The organism is Megasphaera stantonii (genome assembly GCF_025567065.1).
GTDB lineage: Bacteria > Bacillota > Negativicutes > Veillonellales > Megasphaeraceae > Megasphaera > Megasphaera stantonii.
Map to the genome: position 1 here is coordinate 56,202 of NZ_JAOQKD010000008.1, position 16,545 is coordinate 72,746.

24 protein-coding genes and 1 tRNA gene are annotated in these 16,545 nt (G+C 43.0%); 19 read left to right on the forward strand and 6 right to left on the reverse strand.

Translation table 11 applies throughout. The features are described 5' to 3' along the window. Window positions 1-63 precede the first annotated feature (63 nt). Window positions 64-138, forward strand: a tRNA-Ile gene (locus OCV58_RS06165). On the opposite strand, the gene OCV58_RS12215 is transcribed toward OCV58_RS06165, so the two are convergent. The 6 genes from OCV58_RS12215 to OCV58_RS06190 all read right to left on the reverse strand — a co-directional run bounded on the left by OCV58_RS12215 (window position 95) and on the right by OCV58_RS06190 (window position 4,852). Beyond that, entirely contained in the window at window positions 95-1,627 is a 1,533-nt protein-coding gene (locus OCV58_RS12215; protein ID WP_353866909.1) for a recombinase family protein, read from the reverse strand. The two genes, OCV58_RS06165 and OCV58_RS12215, sit on opposite strands and share 44 nt — an antisense overlap. Before the next feature lie 526 nt (window positions 1,628-2,153). Continuing rightward, the gene (locus OCV58_RS06170) at window positions 2,154-2,597 is read right to left on the reverse strand and encodes a hypothetical protein (protein ID WP_162860278.1); all 444 of its coding nucleotides are present in this window, start codon (window positions 2,595-2,597) and stop codon (window positions 2,154-2,156) included. 82 nt (window positions 2,598-2,679) lie between these two features. After that, entirely contained in the window at window positions 2,680-3,063 is a 384-nt protein-coding gene (locus OCV58_RS06175; protein WP_154877278.1) for a hypothetical protein, read from the reverse strand. 49 nt (window positions 3,064-3,112) lie between these two features. Next, on the reverse strand, window positions 3,113-3,547 hold the full coding sequence (locus OCV58_RS06180) for a hypothetical protein (RefSeq protein ID WP_107195948.1): 435 nt from the start codon (window positions 3,545-3,547) through the stop codon (window positions 3,113-3,115). Window positions 3,548-3,623: 76 nt separating this feature from the next. Next, on the reverse strand, window positions 3,624-4,286 hold the full coding sequence (locus OCV58_RS06185) for an NYN domain-containing protein (protein ID WP_107195949.1): 663 nt from the start codon (window positions 4,284-4,286) through the stop codon (window positions 3,624-3,626). Window positions 4,287-4,480: 194 nt separating this feature from the next. After that, on the reverse strand, window positions 4,481-4,852 hold the full coding sequence (locus OCV58_RS06190; protein ID WP_154877279.1) for a helix-turn-helix domain-containing protein: 372 nt from the start codon (window positions 4,850-4,852) through the stop codon (window positions 4,481-4,483). A 148-nt stretch (window positions 4,853-5,000) separates the two neighbouring features. Here OCV58_RS06190 and OCV58_RS06195 point away from each other — a divergent pair, with 148 nt between their 5' ends. The 18 genes from OCV58_RS06195 (at window position 5,001) to OCV58_RS06280 (ending at window position 16,394) form a co-directional block, all read left to right on the forward strand. Continuing rightward, window positions 5,001-5,201, forward strand: a complete 201-nt coding sequence (locus tag OCV58_RS06195; protein ID WP_154877280.1) for a hypothetical protein — start codon at window positions 5,001-5,003, stop codon at window positions 5,199-5,201. A 302-nt stretch (window positions 5,202-5,503) separates the two neighbouring features. Further along, window positions 5,504-5,677: a hypothetical protein gene (locus tag OCV58_RS06200; RefSeq protein ID WP_267312819.1), complete on the forward strand. Its 174-nt coding sequence runs from the start codon at window positions 5,504-5,506 to the stop codon at window positions 5,675-5,677. 194 nt (window positions 5,678-5,871) lie between these two features. Then, window positions 5,872-6,009 carry a hypothetical protein gene (locus OCV58_RS06205; protein ID WP_267312820.1) on the forward strand — a complete coding sequence of 46 codons (138 nt, stop codon included), beginning with the start codon at window positions 5,872-5,874 and terminating at the stop codon, window positions 6,007-6,009. Continuing rightward, a complete protein-coding gene (locus tag OCV58_RS06210; protein ID WP_154877281.1) occupies window positions 5,993-7,087 on the forward strand; it encodes an ArdC family protein in 1,095 nt (364 codons plus the stop codon). Before OCV58_RS06205 ends, OCV58_RS06210 begins: the two co-directional genes overlap by 17 nt. 11 nt (window positions 7,088-7,098) lie before the next feature. Then, a complete protein-coding gene (locus OCV58_RS06215; RefSeq protein WP_154877282.1) occupies window positions 7,099-7,566 on the forward strand; it encodes a phage replisome organizer N-terminal domain-containing protein in 468 nt (155 codons plus the stop codon). After that, complete coding sequence (locus OCV58_RS06220; RefSeq protein ID WP_154877283.1) at window positions 7,563-7,865, forward strand: hypothetical protein; 303 nt, start codon at window positions 7,563-7,565, stop codon at window positions 7,863-7,865. Before OCV58_RS06215 ends, OCV58_RS06220 begins: the two co-directional genes overlap by 4 nt. Beyond that, window positions 7,862-8,338, forward strand: a complete 477-nt coding sequence (locus OCV58_RS06225) for a phage replisome organizer N-terminal domain-containing protein (protein ID WP_154877284.1) — start codon at window positions 7,862-7,864, stop codon at window positions 8,336-8,338. The genes OCV58_RS06220 and OCV58_RS06225 overlap by 4 nt, the downstream gene beginning before the upstream one ends. A 415-nt stretch (window positions 8,339-8,753) precedes the next feature. Next, a complete protein-coding gene (locus OCV58_RS06230; protein ID WP_154877285.1) occupies window positions 8,754-9,194 on the forward strand; it encodes a hypothetical protein in 441 nt (146 codons plus the stop codon). A 13-nt stretch (window positions 9,195-9,207) separates the two neighbouring features. After that, complete coding sequence (locus OCV58_RS06235; protein ID WP_154877286.1) at window positions 9,208-10,059, forward strand: phage NrS-1 polymerase family protein; 852 nt, start codon at window positions 9,208-9,210, stop codon at window positions 10,057-10,059. Between the two features lie 173 nt (window positions 10,060-10,232). Further along, a complete protein-coding gene (locus OCV58_RS06240) occupies window positions 10,233-10,421 on the forward strand; it encodes a hypothetical protein (protein ID WP_107195957.1) in 189 nt (62 codons plus the stop codon). Window positions 10,422-10,443: 22 nt separating this feature from the next. Beyond that, window positions 10,444-10,725 (forward strand): hypothetical protein, encoded by a 282-nt coding sequence (locus OCV58_RS06245; RefSeq protein ID WP_154877287.1) that lies wholly within the window; start codon window positions 10,444-10,446, stop codon window positions 10,723-10,725. Next, window positions 10,726-11,064 (forward strand): DUF5406 family protein, encoded by a 339-nt coding sequence (locus tag OCV58_RS06250; RefSeq protein ID WP_107195959.1) that lies wholly within the window; start codon window positions 10,726-10,728, stop codon window positions 11,062-11,064. Between the two features lie 4 nt (window positions 11,065-11,068). Beyond that, window positions 11,069-11,590 carry a pentapeptide repeat-containing protein gene (locus tag OCV58_RS06255; RefSeq protein WP_157949687.1) on the forward strand — a complete coding sequence of 174 codons (522 nt, stop codon included), beginning with the start codon at window positions 11,069-11,071 and terminating at the stop codon, window positions 11,588-11,590. Window positions 11,591-11,984: 394 nt separating this feature from the next. Further along, on the forward strand, window positions 11,985-12,200 hold the full coding sequence (locus OCV58_RS06260) for a hypothetical protein (RefSeq protein ID WP_154877289.1): 216 nt from the start codon (window positions 11,985-11,987) through the stop codon (window positions 12,198-12,200). After that, window positions 12,200-14,950, forward strand: a complete 2,751-nt coding sequence (locus tag OCV58_RS06265) for a hypothetical protein (protein WP_154877290.1) — start codon at window positions 12,200-12,202, stop codon at window positions 14,948-14,950. The genes OCV58_RS06260 and OCV58_RS06265 overlap by 1 nt, the downstream gene beginning before the upstream one ends. A 326-nt stretch (window positions 14,951-15,276) precedes the next feature. After that, entirely contained in the window at window positions 15,277-15,540 is a 264-nt protein-coding gene (locus tag OCV58_RS06270) for a hypothetical protein (protein WP_154877291.1), read from the forward strand. 152 nt (window positions 15,541-15,692) lie between these two features. Beyond that, window positions 15,693-16,061 carry a hypothetical protein gene (locus OCV58_RS06275; protein ID WP_267312821.1) on the forward strand — a complete coding sequence of 123 codons (369 nt, stop codon included), beginning with the start codon at window positions 15,693-15,695 and terminating at the stop codon, window positions 16,059-16,061. A gap of 96 nt (window positions 16,062-16,157) precedes the next feature. Further along, the gene (locus tag OCV58_RS06280) at window positions 16,158-16,394 is read left to right on the forward strand and encodes a hypothetical protein (RefSeq protein ID WP_154877293.1); all 237 of its coding nucleotides are present in this window, start codon (window positions 16,158-16,160) and stop codon (window positions 16,392-16,394) included. Window positions 16,395-16,545 lie beyond the last annotated feature (151 nt).

Below are 16,545 nucleotides of genomic sequence, written 5' to 3' on the forward strand. Positions count from 1 at the left end.
TTAACTTGACGAGTCTACTTTCTTATCGTATAATTACTTGGTAAGGGTTTTACCTTACCTTTAGGGCCTATAGCTCAGCGGTAGAGCCCCCGGCTCATAACCGGTTGGTCCCTGGTTCAAATCCAGGTGGGCCCACCAGATTATGCATACTCGAACACGGTAATACCGCGTGGTTGTCGAGTATTGGAATATCTTTGTTGTAATTGTATTGAATTTCAATATGATCATCAAAGACTATGATACGGCGAATGAAAGTTTCGAACATATCGAGCTTGCATTCGTCGTATTTTTTTATTTTCTTCAAAAATGATGTGAGATAGTATTCGACGAATTCTTCCGTTATAGTAAACGCTTTTGCGATTAGCTTTTCTTTAGAAATGGCTTCTTGTAATTCTAACACTTCATGTTCGTATCGTTCGATATTATTTTTTATTGTTTCGGAAAAAATGCCTTGCTCAATGGCTTTGATGGAATTTGTTAGCTTTTTCTGCACTTCTTCCATCTCTTTTTCTAATCGCTCTACTATGCCGCTATCTTTGTTCTTTTCTTGGAAAGCTGCGACCTGTTTTGCAATTGATTTTATAGAGTTGGGTGCGGAGAGAATTTGAATGGTCGTGTCTAATATAGCTTTTTCCAATTCGTCCCGGCGTAAGTTTTTCGAACTGCATTTTTTGTCCAAACGCTTGCTTTTCTCGGAACCGTTGTTTTTGGATGAGCATGTGTAGTAATAATACTTGTTGCCATTGCGAGAAGTGCCGCTGACGCCCGTATAAGCGCATCCGCAGAGACCGCAATATATTTTACCTACCAACGCATAGTTAGCGCTTTTAGGGGAAACTAGGCCGGTTCTCTTACGTTTATTAAACATACGTTGTACAGCGTCGAAATCAGCGAGGGAAACCATTGGGGGAACGTAATTTTTAAAGACTTGCCCCTGATAGTTAAATGTCCCGATATAAATAGGATTCCTGGCTATATGGGACAAACTATTTCGTGTCCATGGTTTATTAAATGATGTGCGATAGCCTTTTTCATTCAAGGTCTTTACGATTGATGAGTATTTTTGCCCAGAGGCTAGTAGAGAAAAAATGAGGCGAACGCCAGAGACTTGTTCATGGTTAAAGTGCAGATGCTTATCAGGTCCTAGGTAAAAGCCATAAGGGATATTACCGCCGGGCCATTTGCCATTTATTACATTTTCCAACATGCCTCGTTTTACTTTTTGAGCGAGATCTGCTAAAAAATATTCGGAGCAGCCTTCAATGACCGACTCTAATATGATGCCCGACGGATCGTCTGCGATTTTTTCCTTGGCGGATAAAACTCGGACTCCGTTTTTTTTGAGTTTGTACTTGTAGACAGCTGAATCGTACCTGTTGCGCGAAAACCGGTCCAACGTATAAACTATTACATAATCAAAGGCATGCTTGCTGCTATCTTCAATCATTTTCAGAAAATCGGGCCGGTTAACCGTTTTTGCAGAAAAAGCTCTGTCTATATATTCGTGGATAATTGACAAATTATTTTGGGCAGCAAATGCTTTACACTCTCTAATTTGCCCTTCAATGGATTCTTCTCTCTGTCTATTTGACGAATATCTGGCGTAAATGACGGCTGTTTTTGTCATTGATTTTCACCTCTCTTTTTTGATGCAACATGATGATATTGGCTAAAAAGCTAATTGACGAGGCCCATATAAAACCGTATAATAGATATAGAAAAGGTGTTGCCGGTAACGGTCAGCCCCAATGATTAAGAGATTTGAAAAACCGCCTAACGTTGGAAGCCGAAGGCGGTTTTTCTTATGCTTTGATACAGAGGATTAACGTTATTAGTAAGACTAAGAACGCGAAAAAATCGAACTGTGTCATACGCATCGCCCCTTTCCGGGGCTAGGATTGACCGCCTACCATTCTGGCAACACCTAGGATTTCATTATATAGGAGAGCCTAGATGTTGTCAAAATGGTGAAATCAAGGCGAATTATGCATGTAGTGTAACTGCATGCGTTTTTTATTTACTGATTATGTCCATTAAATTATTGATGATAAATTGAGTCAGCGACCAAGGAGTTCCTTAGAAAGTATGAAATCGGGTACGATGCGTTTTCTGAACAATCAAATATCATCAATCAGATATAATAATTGTAAAATTTATCTGTAAAAGGGTTTATTATAGCATTTTATGAAATAAAAATTTGCTGCTTCGCTATAAGCAGTTGTTGATATATGCGTTTTAGCTGAGACATCTATAATTGCTGATGGTTTGTTTTCTATTTTTAATAATGTACCGTCGGGAGAATAGGCTGAAATATTTAATCCCTTTACACGTACTTTACGAGTACTGTAATCGTAATAAAATAAATTTGTTGTAGCAAATATTTCTGGAGATCCAAAAAATTCGTAAAACATTTTACCTTCAATAATGTAATATGGAGGCTCATATCGTATAGATTTAGTTGAGTTTGAGTCAACATAAATATTTGCTTCTATATCGGACATAATTTTTACATAATTCGAATTATTTAAAAACGACGCAAAAATTGTGCAGCATTGCAAGAGAAAGAAAATTATAATACTGAATATAATTTTTTTCATACGAGTAGCACCTCCAATAGTATGAGTTGTCCTTAAATTTTATTATCAATACATCCGACAATATGCAGTTTTATTGGACTATCTATTCTAAAGAAAAAACAACATAATAAAGTTTTTCGTTTATAGGGGAGGAAGAAATAGGAAGCCATTTTAACGAATATAACGGGGGTCGATTAGGTGATCCATATGCTTCCAAAAATTTTCCTTTTGCACTATAAATTTCTAAATTATAAACAGTAGAAGTTTTATTTTTCTCATTTAAAATTACATCTGCAATTAAATAGCTCTTATCTCCTGTTATTTGTTTGTAACGTATAAAACCCAAACCAGAAGATACCTGGATAGAGCTGCGATCTATATATATTAATGAGTTATCACTTGTGTGCCCTAAAAGCTGCCAATTAGTTGCTAAAACGGGAGCTATAGCAATGATATTTAATAACAATATAATTAAAATTTTTTTCATGACAATTCTCCCTTCTTAATCTAATATTGTGACTATTTATTAAGTAGATTTAGCATATAGGGAAAAAGCATTTTTGGTAGCATATCAAAAAATATAAATCTGCTATTGATTCAACTATTGTGCCAGGTTCAATCTTATTCATAACTTCGTCTTTATCTGTGTACTGTAACAATTTACCATCAGATGAATAAGTTGAAAAACCAATAGGTTTATAATATGCTTCTTTCTTTTCGTCATTGTAATAAAAAAGAACAGTAATACTTCCAATAGCTTGTAATTCAAAATTTTCACTGAATATCTTGCCCTTAATGACATAGTAGGGAGGTTCATAACGTATTGATTCAGGCGTATTTTTTTCGATATATATATTGTCCTTCATTGATGCGTCTATTTTGATATAATTAGGATTATTATTCAGAAAAGATGCCCATGAAATGTTCCAAGGAATAATAAAAAAAAGTAAAAACAATAATATCTTTTTCATGAAAAGACCCCTCCATAGAAAAACGTTTTATAAAATTTGTATATCAAAATAATAAGTGCGATTCTCTTAAACTTTGCTACTTTTGAGGCTTATAGGACGAATCACAGGTATAGAGACCATCGATATGTTCATATAAATCTGGTTTTATATGGTTATATAACGGGTCCAGAATAAAATCTATTCCTTCGCGTCGAGCCAATTTTGCAGCGGGAACGAAATCGCTGTCTCCGGAGATCAGGATGATCCGTTCCACTTGTTTTTTATAAGCCAGTGATGCAATATCAATTCCTATTTTTATATCGACGCCTTTTTGGTCAACATTGATGCTAAAATCATTTTCTGTTAATTCATCAATGGATTTGGTGCCTGCAATGATTTTTCTAAAAACTTGTGGCCGTATATTAAAATGTGCTTGTTCATCGGATAATTTGCCAAGGCGAAGTGCAACTTTGCGTTTTTTACGTAATTCTTCAAAAAAATCAGTAGTCCAAGTGAATAAATCTGTTTTTCCGAAATCAATAGTTTTCTTTAATAATGGATGATAAACCTTCTTTTCCATTGGAGGGCAGTCATAGTAAAAAATTCTATATAATTCATTGCTTTCTGAAGAAAAACGATTTAAATGCCGGTAACAATACTGAATCAATTCATTAGCACGATCCTGAGCTGTTTTTTCGCCTAAACAAGCCTGGGCTCGGCGTCGATAAAATCCACCATCAATCATTATGGCAACTTTCATAAAAGGATACCTCCTAAAAATAAAAAAAGTCCTTGGATTCGGCGCACTCCCTATAATTGGACGGCTTACTACCAAGGACACTATTAACACTTATATGATTGTGTAAATAGTATAAGTCCTCGTCATACATTTGTCAAGCTATTCTTGATTAGTAATTCATCCAACTTATCATTCATTTTTGAAATTGACAAAAATTATATTGCCTCGTTTTCTTTCACTTTAGGTTGCACGGCTTTATATTGAATGTCTAAAATTGTATCTACCGTCTCTTTTCCTTCAGGGGAAATGAGACGGTATTTTTGTATGAGTGAAAACTCTTTTTCCGTAATAGCGTCATTATTATTTGCTAGGTGGTCTGCGGAAATAATTTTTCCATTAGCAAGACCATCTACGCTAATTCCAAAATGTTTACAGATCGTTATTATATTTCCTATACTTGCATTTACTATGCCACGTTTCAAAATACTCACTACAGTGCCATAAGGAATGCCAACAGCTATACTAAATTGGCGAATACTTTTATATTGCGATAAAATTAATTCCTTTAATTCATCTTCAATAGTCATTAAATCACATCCTTAAATTTAGTATATCCATTAATTTACGAAAAATCAATAAAAATTACTGAAAATTCAGAAATAAATATTGACATTAACGAAAATTCATTTATAATAAAGCTAAATTAATGAATTTTCGCAGATTGGAGATGAAAAAATGTATCCGAACTTAGAAGCAGAATTAAAACGTAGAAAAATAAGAAGGGTAGATTTGGCTAAAAGCTTGAATTTAGCTTTATCCACTGTAGTAGAAAAATTATCAGGAAAAAGTGACATAAGTTTAGCATTAGCACTTCAAATTAAGCAATTATTGGAAGTTGATATGCCGCTTGAAATATTATTCAAAGAAGAAAAGTAATCAAATGGTGAAGATAGCCAAAATGGATATTGACAATATTGTAGGCCAGTTACGATGTCATGGATACACACAAACTCTGTTGGCAGCAGAGCTTAGTGTATCCGTCACACTGATAAATCGGGTTATCCACGGAAAAACTAAGAGTAAGCGTATTCAACAAAAGATTGCCGATATTATCGGCGAGGACATCGAAACTATCTGGCCTAAATAGCAGGTTTAAAAAATAAACCTTAGTTTAAGTATAAGTCAAACTATGTTTGGCTGCAATACTTAAAAAAGCGACATGAAATGAGGTGGCTTGTATGACGGAACTGGAAGCCGCGATGGCACGGCCGGTCAATGAGAATGAACTGAAGGTACGGTTTGAGTTCTTTTGCAAAAGCATGATAAACGCTGCCCGGGACCCGGAGGTCCAGGCAGATTACCAGCAGTGGCTAAAAGAAAAGAGACAGCGTGAACAGCAGGAAGTTTTATAGGTGATGAAATGCGAATAAAAGTTGAAATAAATGGTAAGACATTGACTTTTACGGAGGCTGTCTGGCACGATGGCCAACTGCTGGGATACAACGACAACGATGTGATCCAGATTGCTACCGGTAAAGAAGGAATCGCTATCCGGGTGATATCCAAATTTGATTTCCCGGACAGTAAATTATAAGGAGGAATGTATATGATGAACGATACTGAAGCCCGTGCGTATGGGGCCATAGATGATGAAGACGTTTTTATGCCTGGCGAGCTTGAAGATTTGCTTTCTGATTTTTGGGAAGATGAAGGGGAGGTGACCAGTCATGGCGATGCCGAATAAGCTGGAAGAGCAGCGGAAGCAACTGGTAGATAAGATTGTCGCTGATATGGAAGCCGGCAAGGCCTTTTTCTGGGAACCGGGATATACGGCACACCGGATGGTCAATGCCGTGACTGGCAAACCCTACCGCGGCGGCAATGCCATATCCCTGATGGCTGCGTCTGAAGCCAAGGGATATGATGATCCGCGCTGGTGTACCTTTAATCAGGCCAAGGAAAACGGCTGGCATGTGAAAAAAGGCGAAAAAGGGACGGCCATCGAAGTTTGGAAGGCCTATGAGATAGAGAAAAGCGATGAAAGGGCGGCGGATAGCGAAGAGCCGGAAAAGGAAACGCGCTATTGGCGGGTTGCCGGTTATACCGTTTTTAATGCCAAGCAGATAGACGGCATTCCGGCTTTGCCGGAACGTACACCTGAAGAAATCGCCGCGGAACGGAAAAAGCAGATCGCCGAGCTGGAGCTGTTGATCAAAAACAGCGAGGCTGCGATTTATCATGACCAGACTGGCGCCAATTTTTATAGTCCTTCTGACGATACGATTCACGTTGTACCACAGGATGAATTTAATTCCATTGATCAGTATTATGCTACGGTTAGTCACGAAATTGCTCACAGTACAGGGGCGGAACATCGGCTGAACCGGAATATAAAAAATGTGTTTGGTACCAAGGACTATGCAAAAGAGGAGCTTCGGGCTGAAATGGCCTCTATGTTTATTCAGCAGGAGTATAATATCCGATTCGATGAAAAGCATTATAAAAACCATGCGGCCTACCTAACCAGCTGGGCGCAGGTTTTGAAACGGGACCCGAATGAGCTGTACCGGGCAGCCCGCGACGCAGAGAAGGCCGTTGATTACATGAAGGCCCGTATGATAGAGCGGGATTTGAAGAAGGAAGAAACGAAGGAACACGCTGTGCAGATGCCGGCTGAACGGGAGGCTTTAAAAACGACTCCCCAAGAACGGCAGCGGCATAATATCCAACGGACGATTGAGCTTAAGCCCCGGAGACGACGCGTCGTGGCAAGGCGCAGTCCTGCTAAGGAACGAGGCAGGGAACGCGCTTTGAGCCGGTAGGAGGTGAGATAATGAAGATGGAAAAAAGAAACTGGCCGGATAATTTATTTCCTGACATTGAAGAAGGTGGCATGAGAGATAGAAACGGCCGGATATATTTTTACCGGCTGGGATTGGATTTCATGTTAGACGAAACCATTGAATGGCTGGAAGAAGAGGATAAAAGCCAGATATACGCCTATTTCTATTTAAAGTTGTGCCTGGCGTTTCTGCGCAAAGATGGACTGATTCAGCGGAATGTCGGAGAACGGAAACTTCCGTGCAGCATGGAGTATATCGCCCATAAAACACGGGTGCCAGTACATATAGTAAAGCAAGGGCTGCCAAAACTTGAACATGTCGGATTGATTAAAAAGATGGAAGACGGGCGATATTATATACCGACGCTGTTGGAACATCTGGGCTCTGAATGTGATGCTGCAAGAAGGATGCGCCGTATGCGTTCCCGGCAAAAATGCAAGGCGGGAGGGGTAGAATGAAAAAAGAGCTGCGAATTAGAAATGATTTTTTCGATCAGGACTGTATCAACTGGATATTAAGCCAGCCCAACGGCAGCTTATATGTGCTGTTATACCTTCACTTGTGTTGCTTATCCTTACATGAGCCTGCAATACCCTATAATGTGCAATGGATTCAAGCGCATACGCCTATTTTGCTCGATAATAACGTCATTGATTCAGGTATACAACTACTGGCAAAAGCTGGTTTGCTGGAAGTTAACGATGCGTCGCTAGTATTGCCTTCCTCAACCTCAATCATTGTTAGGAGGGCAATATGAGCAACAATAAAAAATATTATTTTATGAAAATAAAAGATGATTTCCTGGACAGGGACGATATCAAATGGCTCATGAGCGAGCCAGATGGTCCGCAGTATGTCTGCCTATATTTAGCCTTGTGCATACGCTCTTTACGGCATGAAGGCAAGCTGATACAGCAGGTAGGGAACGATGAAATACCCTATGATGTGCACGGATTGAGCCGGTTGACCGGTATGCCCCCCTCTGTGGTTGAGGCCGGTATGCACCGGCTGATCCGGGCGCAGCTCGTAGAAATTCTGCCGCCAACGGAGGCGATGATGACCGGTGCGTTTTACATATCACATTATGAGTCGATGGTCGGAAGCGAGACGGACAGTGCCATTCGGATGCGTAAAATGAGACAGAACCGGCAAGCTGCTACAAGGATGCAGAAAATGAGGGCACGAAAAAAAGAAGCTCTACCACCGGGGAATGTTGTAAAAAATACGTGAATTTATTAACGAGCGTAACGATAAGGCTTACCGAAGCGTAAAATGAGCGTAACAAGATGCGTAATGCGAGCGTAACAAGGGGCGTAACATACCTATGATAATTTCTATCAAAATATGGTATGGGATAGCATAGAAATGCCAAATACGGGAGCGTCACATTGTGACGCAGATGTGACGTCACATACTGTCACACCCTTGTCACAGGGGTGCGTAACGGCGATTCCTGGACAGCGTAACAAGGGGCGTAACATCGGCATGATAAAACGTATCAAAAAGAGTGAAATGCGGTATAAATAAGCCATTTATAAGAGCGTCACATTGTGACGCGGATGTGACAAAACTTTTGTCACAATGTGACGTAAGAGATTAGAGTATATGTACACAGTATATGTTAGTAGTAAGGTGATGATAAGCCATGAAAGATAAAGACGAAGAAAAATATTCGCCAGAAGAATGTGGAGGTGAATCCGTATGGGAAGCCTTGGGGATTGCCGGAGACAGCGAAGGCAGTGTAGACGTACTGGAAGCGAACGGCATGACCCAGCGGCAGCAGGAACATATCTGGGAAAAAATACGGCAATTGCGGTACATCGATATCCAGATGAAGGATGCTGTGAAAACCGGCCATGAAGCATCGCGGGTTTTCTGGCAGAATCAATATGCCGGAAGATTGGACGAGCTGGAAGACTATATGCGGCGGCAGGGCATTCCTTATCGGTTGGAGCCCTGCAAGGATTTCCGAAAGGAGCAGGGGGCCGCTTGGCACAAGAATAAGAAGGTGGCTGCTGTAATACGCAGGAACAGCAGGAAGGAACCAGAATACGGCAGGTGCCGGGAACGAATTTTGGAAAAGTAAGGATGCGATAGGAATGATACACCGGATACCGGAAGAATTACGGGAATATGCACAATGGGTGTGCTGGCGAATTGTTAAGCGAAAGGAAAAAGGGCGCGTCAAAAAAATCAAGGTGCCTTTTGATCCTAAGACGGGGCAGCCTGCCAAGGTCAACGATCCTTTAACATGGGGAACATACGAGGAATCCTGCCGGGCAGCCTGCGACTACGACGGGCTGGGGTTTGTTTTTACGGAACAGGACCCATTTGTTGGTATCGATATCGATCATTGTGTTGAGGATATGGTTTTGACAAAGGATGCATACCGTATCATGAAATCCTTAGGCTCCTATAGCGAAATTAGCCCCTCTGGGCGCGGTTTGCATATCATCGTGACCGGAACCATTCGGGACGGCCGCAAAGGGGCTAGAAACGACAAAATCGAAATATATTCGGCAAATCGTTTCTTTACCATTACTGGGAATTGTATTCTTTGGGCTCCGATCAACAACGGGCAAGATGTGCTTGACTATTTGATGGACGTCGTGCTGCCAGCGCCGGACCCTGTAGATACTGCACCTGCATCGTCTGCACCCAAGCTGACGCTGGACGACGCACAGGTGCTCAAAAAGCTCTTTTCCCAGAAAAACAAGGAGCTTATGATTCGCTTGTACAACGGCGAAGACGCCATGTACGGCGATACGAGCCGTGATGACCTGTATTTTTGCTGGCAGATCAATTTTATCAACGGCAACGATCTGGCCCAAACTGACCGAATTTTCCGCAATTCCGGGCGTATGAGGGACAAGTGGGATACCGTTCATTTCAGTAATGGCAAGACTTACGGACAGAGAACGCTTGAAAAAAGCATTAACCAAGGGAGATAGCGAATCTCCGATGAGAGGTTACGTTTGCATATTCCAATAAACATTATGTGAAAAGCATAACTTTTAAGTGCCAATTTGTGCTGAATTGACACCTGAAGTTTGAATTCAAACCAAAAACGAAACCATATTCGTGTGAAAACGATATAAATTTTCAAAAAAGAGGGAGGGGAGCAATGAATAGTGAAATCAAAGAGGCATTGGTACAGCTGGTTGTACGGATTATATACGCTGTAGCGGCACTGATGCTTTTCTTTATCGTGTATGGAATAACGGAATATGTATTCCAGCCGCCAGAACTGGTTGAAAGTACAGTGTTGATGTCAGCTGCAGTGCTGATTGCTGTGAAAGTGCTGTTTTTATAAATTAGGAAAGGGCGATGAAACAATGGATGACACAGATAAAGAGATTTTGCAGCAGAGGCAAAAAGTTCGTGTCGAAGAGCTGCTGAAAGAAGTCAATGAAATGCAGCGCGATATAGTAGATGTATTGAGCCGTAATTTGAAACTACAGATTAAAAACGAGGAACAGTATGAAGTCTTTGTTGAGACGGTAACCCAGTTGATCAAATCGGAACATCTGCGCCTTAAACTGGAACTGGTCAACACGGCGATATTATTTACGGTCGGGTTGTTTTTATTCTACTGCATCGTACATGGGGTGATATAGATGAAACAGTATCCGTCCCTGGCCCATGATACGGGCACACATATTGTGGAATATACGCTGCAATGTGCGGAATTTACCGGGCATGTGCAGCGAAGGTTTCGGGGGAATGCCAGAGGCGTGTTACCCTTTGCCGCGTTGGCCGATTGTATTGAGGAGCGGGTGCTTTCGAAAAGTAATGACGTCGAAATTATCCCGGTTACGGACCAGGAGGAGTTCTTTTTCGACGTCACGTTTCAGAACCACAAAGGCTCTTTAAATATGCAGCTTGAATATAGAGAATTGGATCAACTGGTTACGAAAATTGAGATTCTGGATTTTATAGAAGATGAAACGAGGTAATACTATGGAAAAAAAGATGTTTTTCGGCCGGGAAGTGATTGAAGGCAAGACCTTCAATGCGCTTCCAGAGATGGGCGATAAGAAATATTATGTGGAATGCAAATTTAAAGGCGTGCAGGCTGAAAGAGCGGATATGTCGCATACGGAGTTCAACCGCTGCGAGTTTGAAGGCTGCAACTTTAAAAACGCAAAGATGCAGGAGGCCGTCTTCAGCAATTCGTATTTTAGTGACTGCGAATTACGTAGCGCTGATTTGACGTTGGCCAAGCTGGATCACGGGCGGATAGACGGGTGCCGGATTGACGACATGCGCCTCGCCGGCGCCTCGTTTGAGAGCATGTATATGACGCGTAATAAGGGCAAGGCTTTGGATGTGGATTCCGTGCGGTTTGGGCTCGGCGGGGCGACGCAGACGGAATATGAACGGCATACGGCGAAGCTTAGGCAGGAATTATCTGGGGAAAAACAGGTAAAGAGGGTTATTGGCCGCCATACAGGCGGCCGAGAATCGGAAAGAGGGCGGTGACATGAAAGAACGGACTTGCGATTTTTGCGGCTCAATATTTATCCCTGCAGAGAAAAAACAGCGGTTTTGTTCGGCGCGATGCTGCCATTATTTCCATAATCGTATCGGCAATGACCATATCCAGCATGTGGTAAAGCCGCCAGAAGACCGGATTTTGCGCACGTTCCGTTGCCGTCAATGCGGTCGGATTGTGTATGTAACGGAAAAGGAGGACAAGCGGCAGCGGTTTTGTTCCGTGACTTGCAGTCGTAATTACCATCGTCATGAGAGACGCAGAGATTCGGGCCGGGCTTCCGGCGGCAGGGCATACTAAAGCATATATTAGCACAAAATGTGCTATTTAGTGCCTATTCATGCTAAGTAGTGACAGTTTGGCATAAGGGGAGTGTATAGAATGACATATGAAGAATTGAACGCGGCACATGTGGCGGAATTGCTCGCTCTCGGCGTACCGCCGGAAGAGCTGGAGGCGGTATTGGCGGCAGAAGAACGGACCGGACTGTCTTTTGCCGAAAGCCTGCGATTGCAGCAAGAGCAGCCGACACTATCTATGGATATTATGGCAGATACGCTCGAAAGCGGGTATGCCTATGAGGAGGATGACGGCTGATGGCACGGACTAAAAAAGAAAGGGATTGGAATTATTATAAGCCCTTCCTGCAGGAATATTGTCTGGGAAATTTATCGTATTCCAATAAGATTCCTCCTCATGCAGCATATTATCAGCGAAAGTTTTTTGCACCGGGCGAAAACGTAAATCGCGGAACCGGCAGTATTACGCTGTTTGATCCGAGTAATCCGCGCGAGGGAAACCAGTACACAATGTGGAAAGACTGGTCTGATCCGCAGGGGAAAGCCGGCGATATTTATGCCCTGATCATGAAAAATGAGCATATCCAGACGCGCTGGGAAGCCTATGACCGCTGTGAGGATTTGTTTGGGCCAGCCAAGCATGTGGTGAGGACACAGGCCATCAGAAAACGCAATCGGGCCATGCGGTATAAAAAGAAAGAAAGTACATTTAAGCTGACTAATGAACAGATCGCCCTGGAAAATGCAAAATGCCGGGAACAACGCCGGAAGATAGAAGCCCAGGTCATACAAAATTTAAAAGAGAACGGATGCCTGTTCAGGAGTTTGAACCATATTCCTTGCCAGGTGGGACATGACCGGAAAGGGGAGCTGGTATATCATCAGATGACCTGTGCAAATTATATGCATGCTATGATTTTAAATCAGGATGATCCGCGCTACATTTCGGAGCGCGATGCCAAAAAGGAAGGTTGGCGCATTAGAGATGGCGCCAAACCAGTGACCTTTGAGTATCTTGACACAAAAAGCTCGCCGTATCATTTGATGCGATGGCAGTTATATAATGGCGCCGACGTAATCGGTATGCCACCGTATAAAGCCCGGCCCATGACGCCGGAAAAAGACGTATTGGACAATATACGGGTCATGCTGCGCGGTAACGGTATAACAGATGATAATTCTGTCTTGTTTGACGATCCAATGGGACAGTTACGGGAACTGGCCTCAGAATCTACATGGCATGAAGCCAAAGTATTGGGGCAGCGGACGCTCGAACGGGAGCTGGTTATGACGCAGCTGATGCAGCAGTGCGGCGCCTCGCAGTATAAGCTGGCCGATGTAAAACCGGTCTTGGAACACCTCGAACGGGATTTTGAACGCAAAGGCAGTCAGAATTTATTTAAAAGCGGCTATCGCATGGATTTGGCAGTGCGGGGTATTACCGGGAAATATACAGATCAGTTGCTGCGCGATACCTTGGAGCAAACAAGAGCTTTTCAGGCTGCAGAAAAAGCGCCGTTTAAGGAGCTTCGGGTCTATATGGCTACGGATTTTAAAGCGCCGGGTGAAGATGGGTTTATCCCCAAAGGTGCGGCCCTGGAAGGGGAACGGGCCTATAAAGCGTTGACAGCGATTTTTCGCGAAGACATGAAGCTCTTTGGGCGCAGCGATGCTCCAGCTTTTGGCAGAGAGGTTTCTCTATATATTAAACTCCGAAATGATGGCATCAAAGGGCGTATTTCCCTACCGTTGGGCCGTCTTGCTGGCGGGAACTGCGGCACCGTCAGCGAGTCAATATCTGAATTGCTGTTGAAACCCGACAGGGATAAGGTTTTTACCGAAGCCGGCAGGGAGACAGCCGTTGGAGAGCGCGTCCGTCTTCAAATGTTCAATAGTCCTGAATATAGGAAAACCTATGAGGAAAATCCTAAACTCTGTGAAGAACAGGCAATCAGTGAGATTGAAAAAGAATTTATAGTAAAAGAGGCGGTTGTACTAAAGAAAATGGAATCATTTGCCGCCGAAGAAAGCCAGTATATGCAGCATCACCCGGAGCTTGCCCTGGGAAAGCACCGGGCCGATACTTATTTATATCAGGTACCCGGCAAGTATTGCCAGGACGAAAAAGAAGTGCTGCGCGCGTTTGGGTCTGACCTTGTGGTCAATATACGCCGGCCAGACTTCTATGGTAAGGAAATGGACGGATACGTCATTGAGACTAGAGGGGCGTTGATGTCTGATGGACAGGGACATTTTTTATCGCCTGGCCACAATGAAGTAATAGTGGGACCATTTTTGAAGGAAAACGAAGCGCGGAAGTTGCAAGACTTTGAATCTAAATTTGAACTATCCATAACGGATACAACTGGTGAGGAACGGTATAAAGGCGAGACTGCCCGGCAATGCCTGTCATATCTGATGATGGACGACCGGGACATGTATGAACGTCAAAAAAGCGGGATGAAACCGGTAGAGCTGTCGCAGCGGCAGCATGTGACGGTGCGATTTGGTGACCAGGTGTTGATGGATGAAGACGTATATCTGGGCCAGCTGAAACTGGGGAATTATACGTCCGTATATGACATGCTCGAGGCGCATTGCAAAGATAAGCAGAGACTGCGTGACTTATACGGTGGTCTGCATGTCAGCGAAAAGTATACGATGAATCCGGAGTTATTGGATATTGTGCAAACCTATCAACAGGTACCACAAGAGTTAATCGATCAGGATTTAAAAAGAGAGTTCCTGCCGGAAGGAATGGAATCCAGCCGGCCCCGCGTAGGGCAGAAAGCGTCTGTTGCCATGCAGTGGTACAAAGCCAAGGCACTCGTCAATTATTGTCATACGAACACGGAAATTACGAACTATATCGTAGCCGATATGGCACGGAAGTATAAGGCAGAAACGATTGAGCGCGTCATAAAGACACATTTGCCAGAGTTGAAAAACTGTGTACGCCAAAGCTTGGAACGGCCGGAAATCCAAAAAACGATAAAAGAAAATCGGGAACGAAACGCGATGAGGCTGGGGAAGGTAGTAAACAGGTGACAAAACGGCATAAAGCGGGCTAAACAGTGCGAAATTGTGCCAGTTTAGCACAATCTGTGCTAAACTGGCACGGATAAAGAAGGGAAGACGGGCTTGCGCCCTGTGACCTAATAAAAAGACCTAATGACCGCTTTTTTCGCGGTGCCAGTCTAGCATAGCGGCCGCTCCGGTCAAGGGTAAATGGTACTGCGCCCGGCGGGCTTGCCCTTGACCTGCGCGGCCACCATGCTATTGGTGGCCCAACGAAAAAAAGACGCCGCAGTGCAGAAAGGAGAAAATACCGTATGAGTTGCGGATGTTCGAATAAATAGAAAGGGGATGCAAGTATGACGACACAATATCAAATTGGGATTTTTAAGGGTACTGGACAAGAAGAAATGATTACGTGGTTTGATTTTGGTGATTATTTGTCACCTTCTTCTGCCATACGAGTTGCAGAAACCATATTTCGATATTTTGATACGAGAGGGCAACAGTGTTTTGCCCACGTATATCGGGATAAAAAAGAATTTGCACATATAGTAGGTGACAGTACCAGTGTGATTACCCGGTATAAATCATATAACGATGTACCGGATGTGCTTCCATAAACAATAGAAGGTTTGGTCATGAAAGGGGGTGGGGCCTGGAAAGGAAAGATTGCGTAACCTCGTGAAAGAAGGTGATACCAGAACGAATAGGCAGTTTTATATAGCAAGTAATCGGATAATTAGTTTATTTACACAGAAAAGGAGTTTTATATATGAAAAATTACATGAAAAAAATGGTTATGGCAATGGCAGTATGTGCGATGAGCGTGACGGCATTTGCCGCGGAACCGGTATTTGACAGGGAAGAAGCTACGTTTTGGGCGCAGCAGAAACAGGCCGCGGCTTGGGAAGAAGCGCATGGCAATTACAATATTACTCGCGAAAATCCCGTATATTTTGTAACGGCCAATCCGTTTGACAATCCCCAGAAAGAAGCTGCATTCTGGGCGCAGCAGAAGGAACAGGCTGCTTGGGAAGAAGCCCACGGGAATTACAACATCTCCCGTGAAAATCCGGTTTACTTTGTCATTGCGCCGGCTTTTGATAGTCCCCAAGAAGAATATGATTTTTATCATAAATAAGGGCTTTTAAGATGAAAGTGAAAAAGGGGCAATCCTTGGCGCCGTCCGGGTTATGGGGATTGTCCCTTTTATTATCTAAGTGGAAGGAGACTTGTCATGTATAAACTGGAGAATACGCTGGACCGCATGAAAACGCTTATAGAAATACGCAAAATCCTGCGAGGCATATATATTCCAGATGAGAAGGATCGCTTTGATGAAAAGGAATATTACATGGAGTTGAATCAGGCTTATAGAAATTTTCGTCAGGCGTTTCAGGATTTAATTGCTGACGAGTCAGCGAGGATTTGTAAGTTGGCCAAAGAGGTGAAATCGCATGAGGAAATATCGTGATTCCCGGGGCTGGATATATGCTGTGCAAAGCGGTATTGGGCCGGATGCTTTTAAAGCCCGCTATAGTAAGCCAGGTAAAACGAGTGGGAAATGCGTAGCTAAACTTCCTTGGCGTACTACCCGGGAAGAAGCGCAGGCAGATCTGGATGCA

Bases quoted from the DNA above. Each gene is read 5' to 3' on its own strand.
- OCV58_RS06215 (WP_154877282.1), top strand. From the start codon at position 7,099: ATGAAGATGGAAAAAAGAAACTGGCCGGATAATTTATTTCCTGACATT.
- OCV58_RS06245 (WP_154877287.1), top strand. From the start codon at position 10,444: ATGGATGACACAGATAAAGAGATTTTGCAGCAGAGGCAAAAAGTTCGT.
- OCV58_RS06170 (WP_162860278.1), bottom strand. From the start codon at position 2,597: ATGAAAAAAATTATATTCAGTATTATAATTTTCTTTCTCTTGCAATGC.
- OCV58_RS06210 (WP_154877281.1), top strand. From the start codon at position 5,993: ATGGCGATGCCGAATAAGCTGGAAGAGCAGCGGAAGCAACTGGTAGAT.
- OCV58_RS06195 (WP_154877280.1), top strand. From the start codon at position 5,001: ATGTATCCGAACTTAGAAGCAGAATTAAAACGTAGAAAAATAAGAAGG.
- OCV58_RS06260 (WP_154877289.1), top strand. From the start codon at position 11,985: ATGACATATGAAGAATTGAACGCGGCACATGTGGCGGAATTGCTCGCT.
- OCV58_RS06275 (WP_267312821.1), top strand. From the start codon at position 15,693: ATGAAAAATTACATGAAAAAAATGGTTATGGCAATGGCAGTATGTGCG.
- OCV58_RS06180 (WP_107195948.1), bottom strand. From the start codon at position 3,547: ATGAAAAAGATATTATTGTTTTTACTTTTTTTTATTATTCCTTGGAAC.
- OCV58_RS06185 (WP_107195949.1), bottom strand. From the start codon at position 4,286: ATGAAAGTTGCCATAATGATTGATGGTGGATTTTATCGACGCCGAGCC.
- OCV58_RS06240 (WP_107195957.1), top strand. From the start codon at position 10,233: ATGAATAGTGAAATCAAAGAGGCATTGGTACAGCTGGTTGTACGGATT.
- OCV58_RS06205 (WP_267312820.1), top strand. From the start codon at position 5,872: ATGATGAACGATACTGAAGCCCGTGCGTATGGGGCCATAGATGATGAA.
- OCV58_RS12215 (WP_353866909.1), bottom strand. From the start codon at position 1,627: ATGACAAAAACAGCCGTCATTTACGCCAGATATTCGTCAAATAGACAG.
- OCV58_RS06250 (WP_107195959.1), top strand. From the start codon at position 10,726: ATGAAACAGTATCCGTCCCTGGCCCATGATACGGGCACACATATTGTG.
- OCV58_RS06230 (WP_154877285.1), top strand. From the start codon at position 8,754: ATGAAAGATAAAGACGAAGAAAAATATTCGCCAGAAGAATGTGGAGGT.
- OCV58_RS06280 (WP_154877293.1), top strand. From the start codon at position 16,158: ATGTATAAACTGGAGAATACGCTGGACCGCATGAAAACGCTTATAGAA.
- OCV58_RS06175 (WP_154877278.1), bottom strand. From the start codon at position 3,063: ATGAAAAAAATTTTAATTATATTGTTATTAAATATCATTGCTATAGCT.
- OCV58_RS06255 (WP_157949687.1), top strand. From the start codon at position 11,069: ATGGAAAAAAAGATGTTTTTCGGCCGGGAAGTGATTGAAGGCAAGACC.
- OCV58_RS06235 (WP_154877286.1), top strand. From the start codon at position 9,208: ATGATACACCGGATACCGGAAGAATTACGGGAATATGCACAATGGGTG.
- OCV58_RS06200 (WP_267312819.1), top strand. From the start codon at position 5,504: ATGACGGAACTGGAAGCCGCGATGGCACGGCCGGTCAATGAGAATGAA.
- OCV58_RS06190 (WP_154877279.1), bottom strand. From the start codon at position 4,852: ATGACTATTGAAGATGAATTAAAGGAATTAATTTTATCGCAATATAAA.
- OCV58_RS06225 (WP_154877284.1), top strand. From the start codon at position 7,862: ATGAGCAACAATAAAAAATATTATTTTATGAAAATAAAAGATGATTTC.
- OCV58_RS06270 (WP_154877291.1), top strand. From the start codon at position 15,277: ATGACGACACAATATCAAATTGGGATTTTTAAGGGTACTGGACAAGAA.
- OCV58_RS06265 (WP_154877290.1), top strand. From the start codon at position 12,200: ATGGCACGGACTAAAAAAGAAAGGGATTGGAATTATTATAAGCCCTTC.
- OCV58_RS06220 (WP_154877283.1), top strand. From the start codon at position 7,563: ATGAAAAAAGAGCTGCGAATTAGAAATGATTTTTTCGATCAGGACTGT.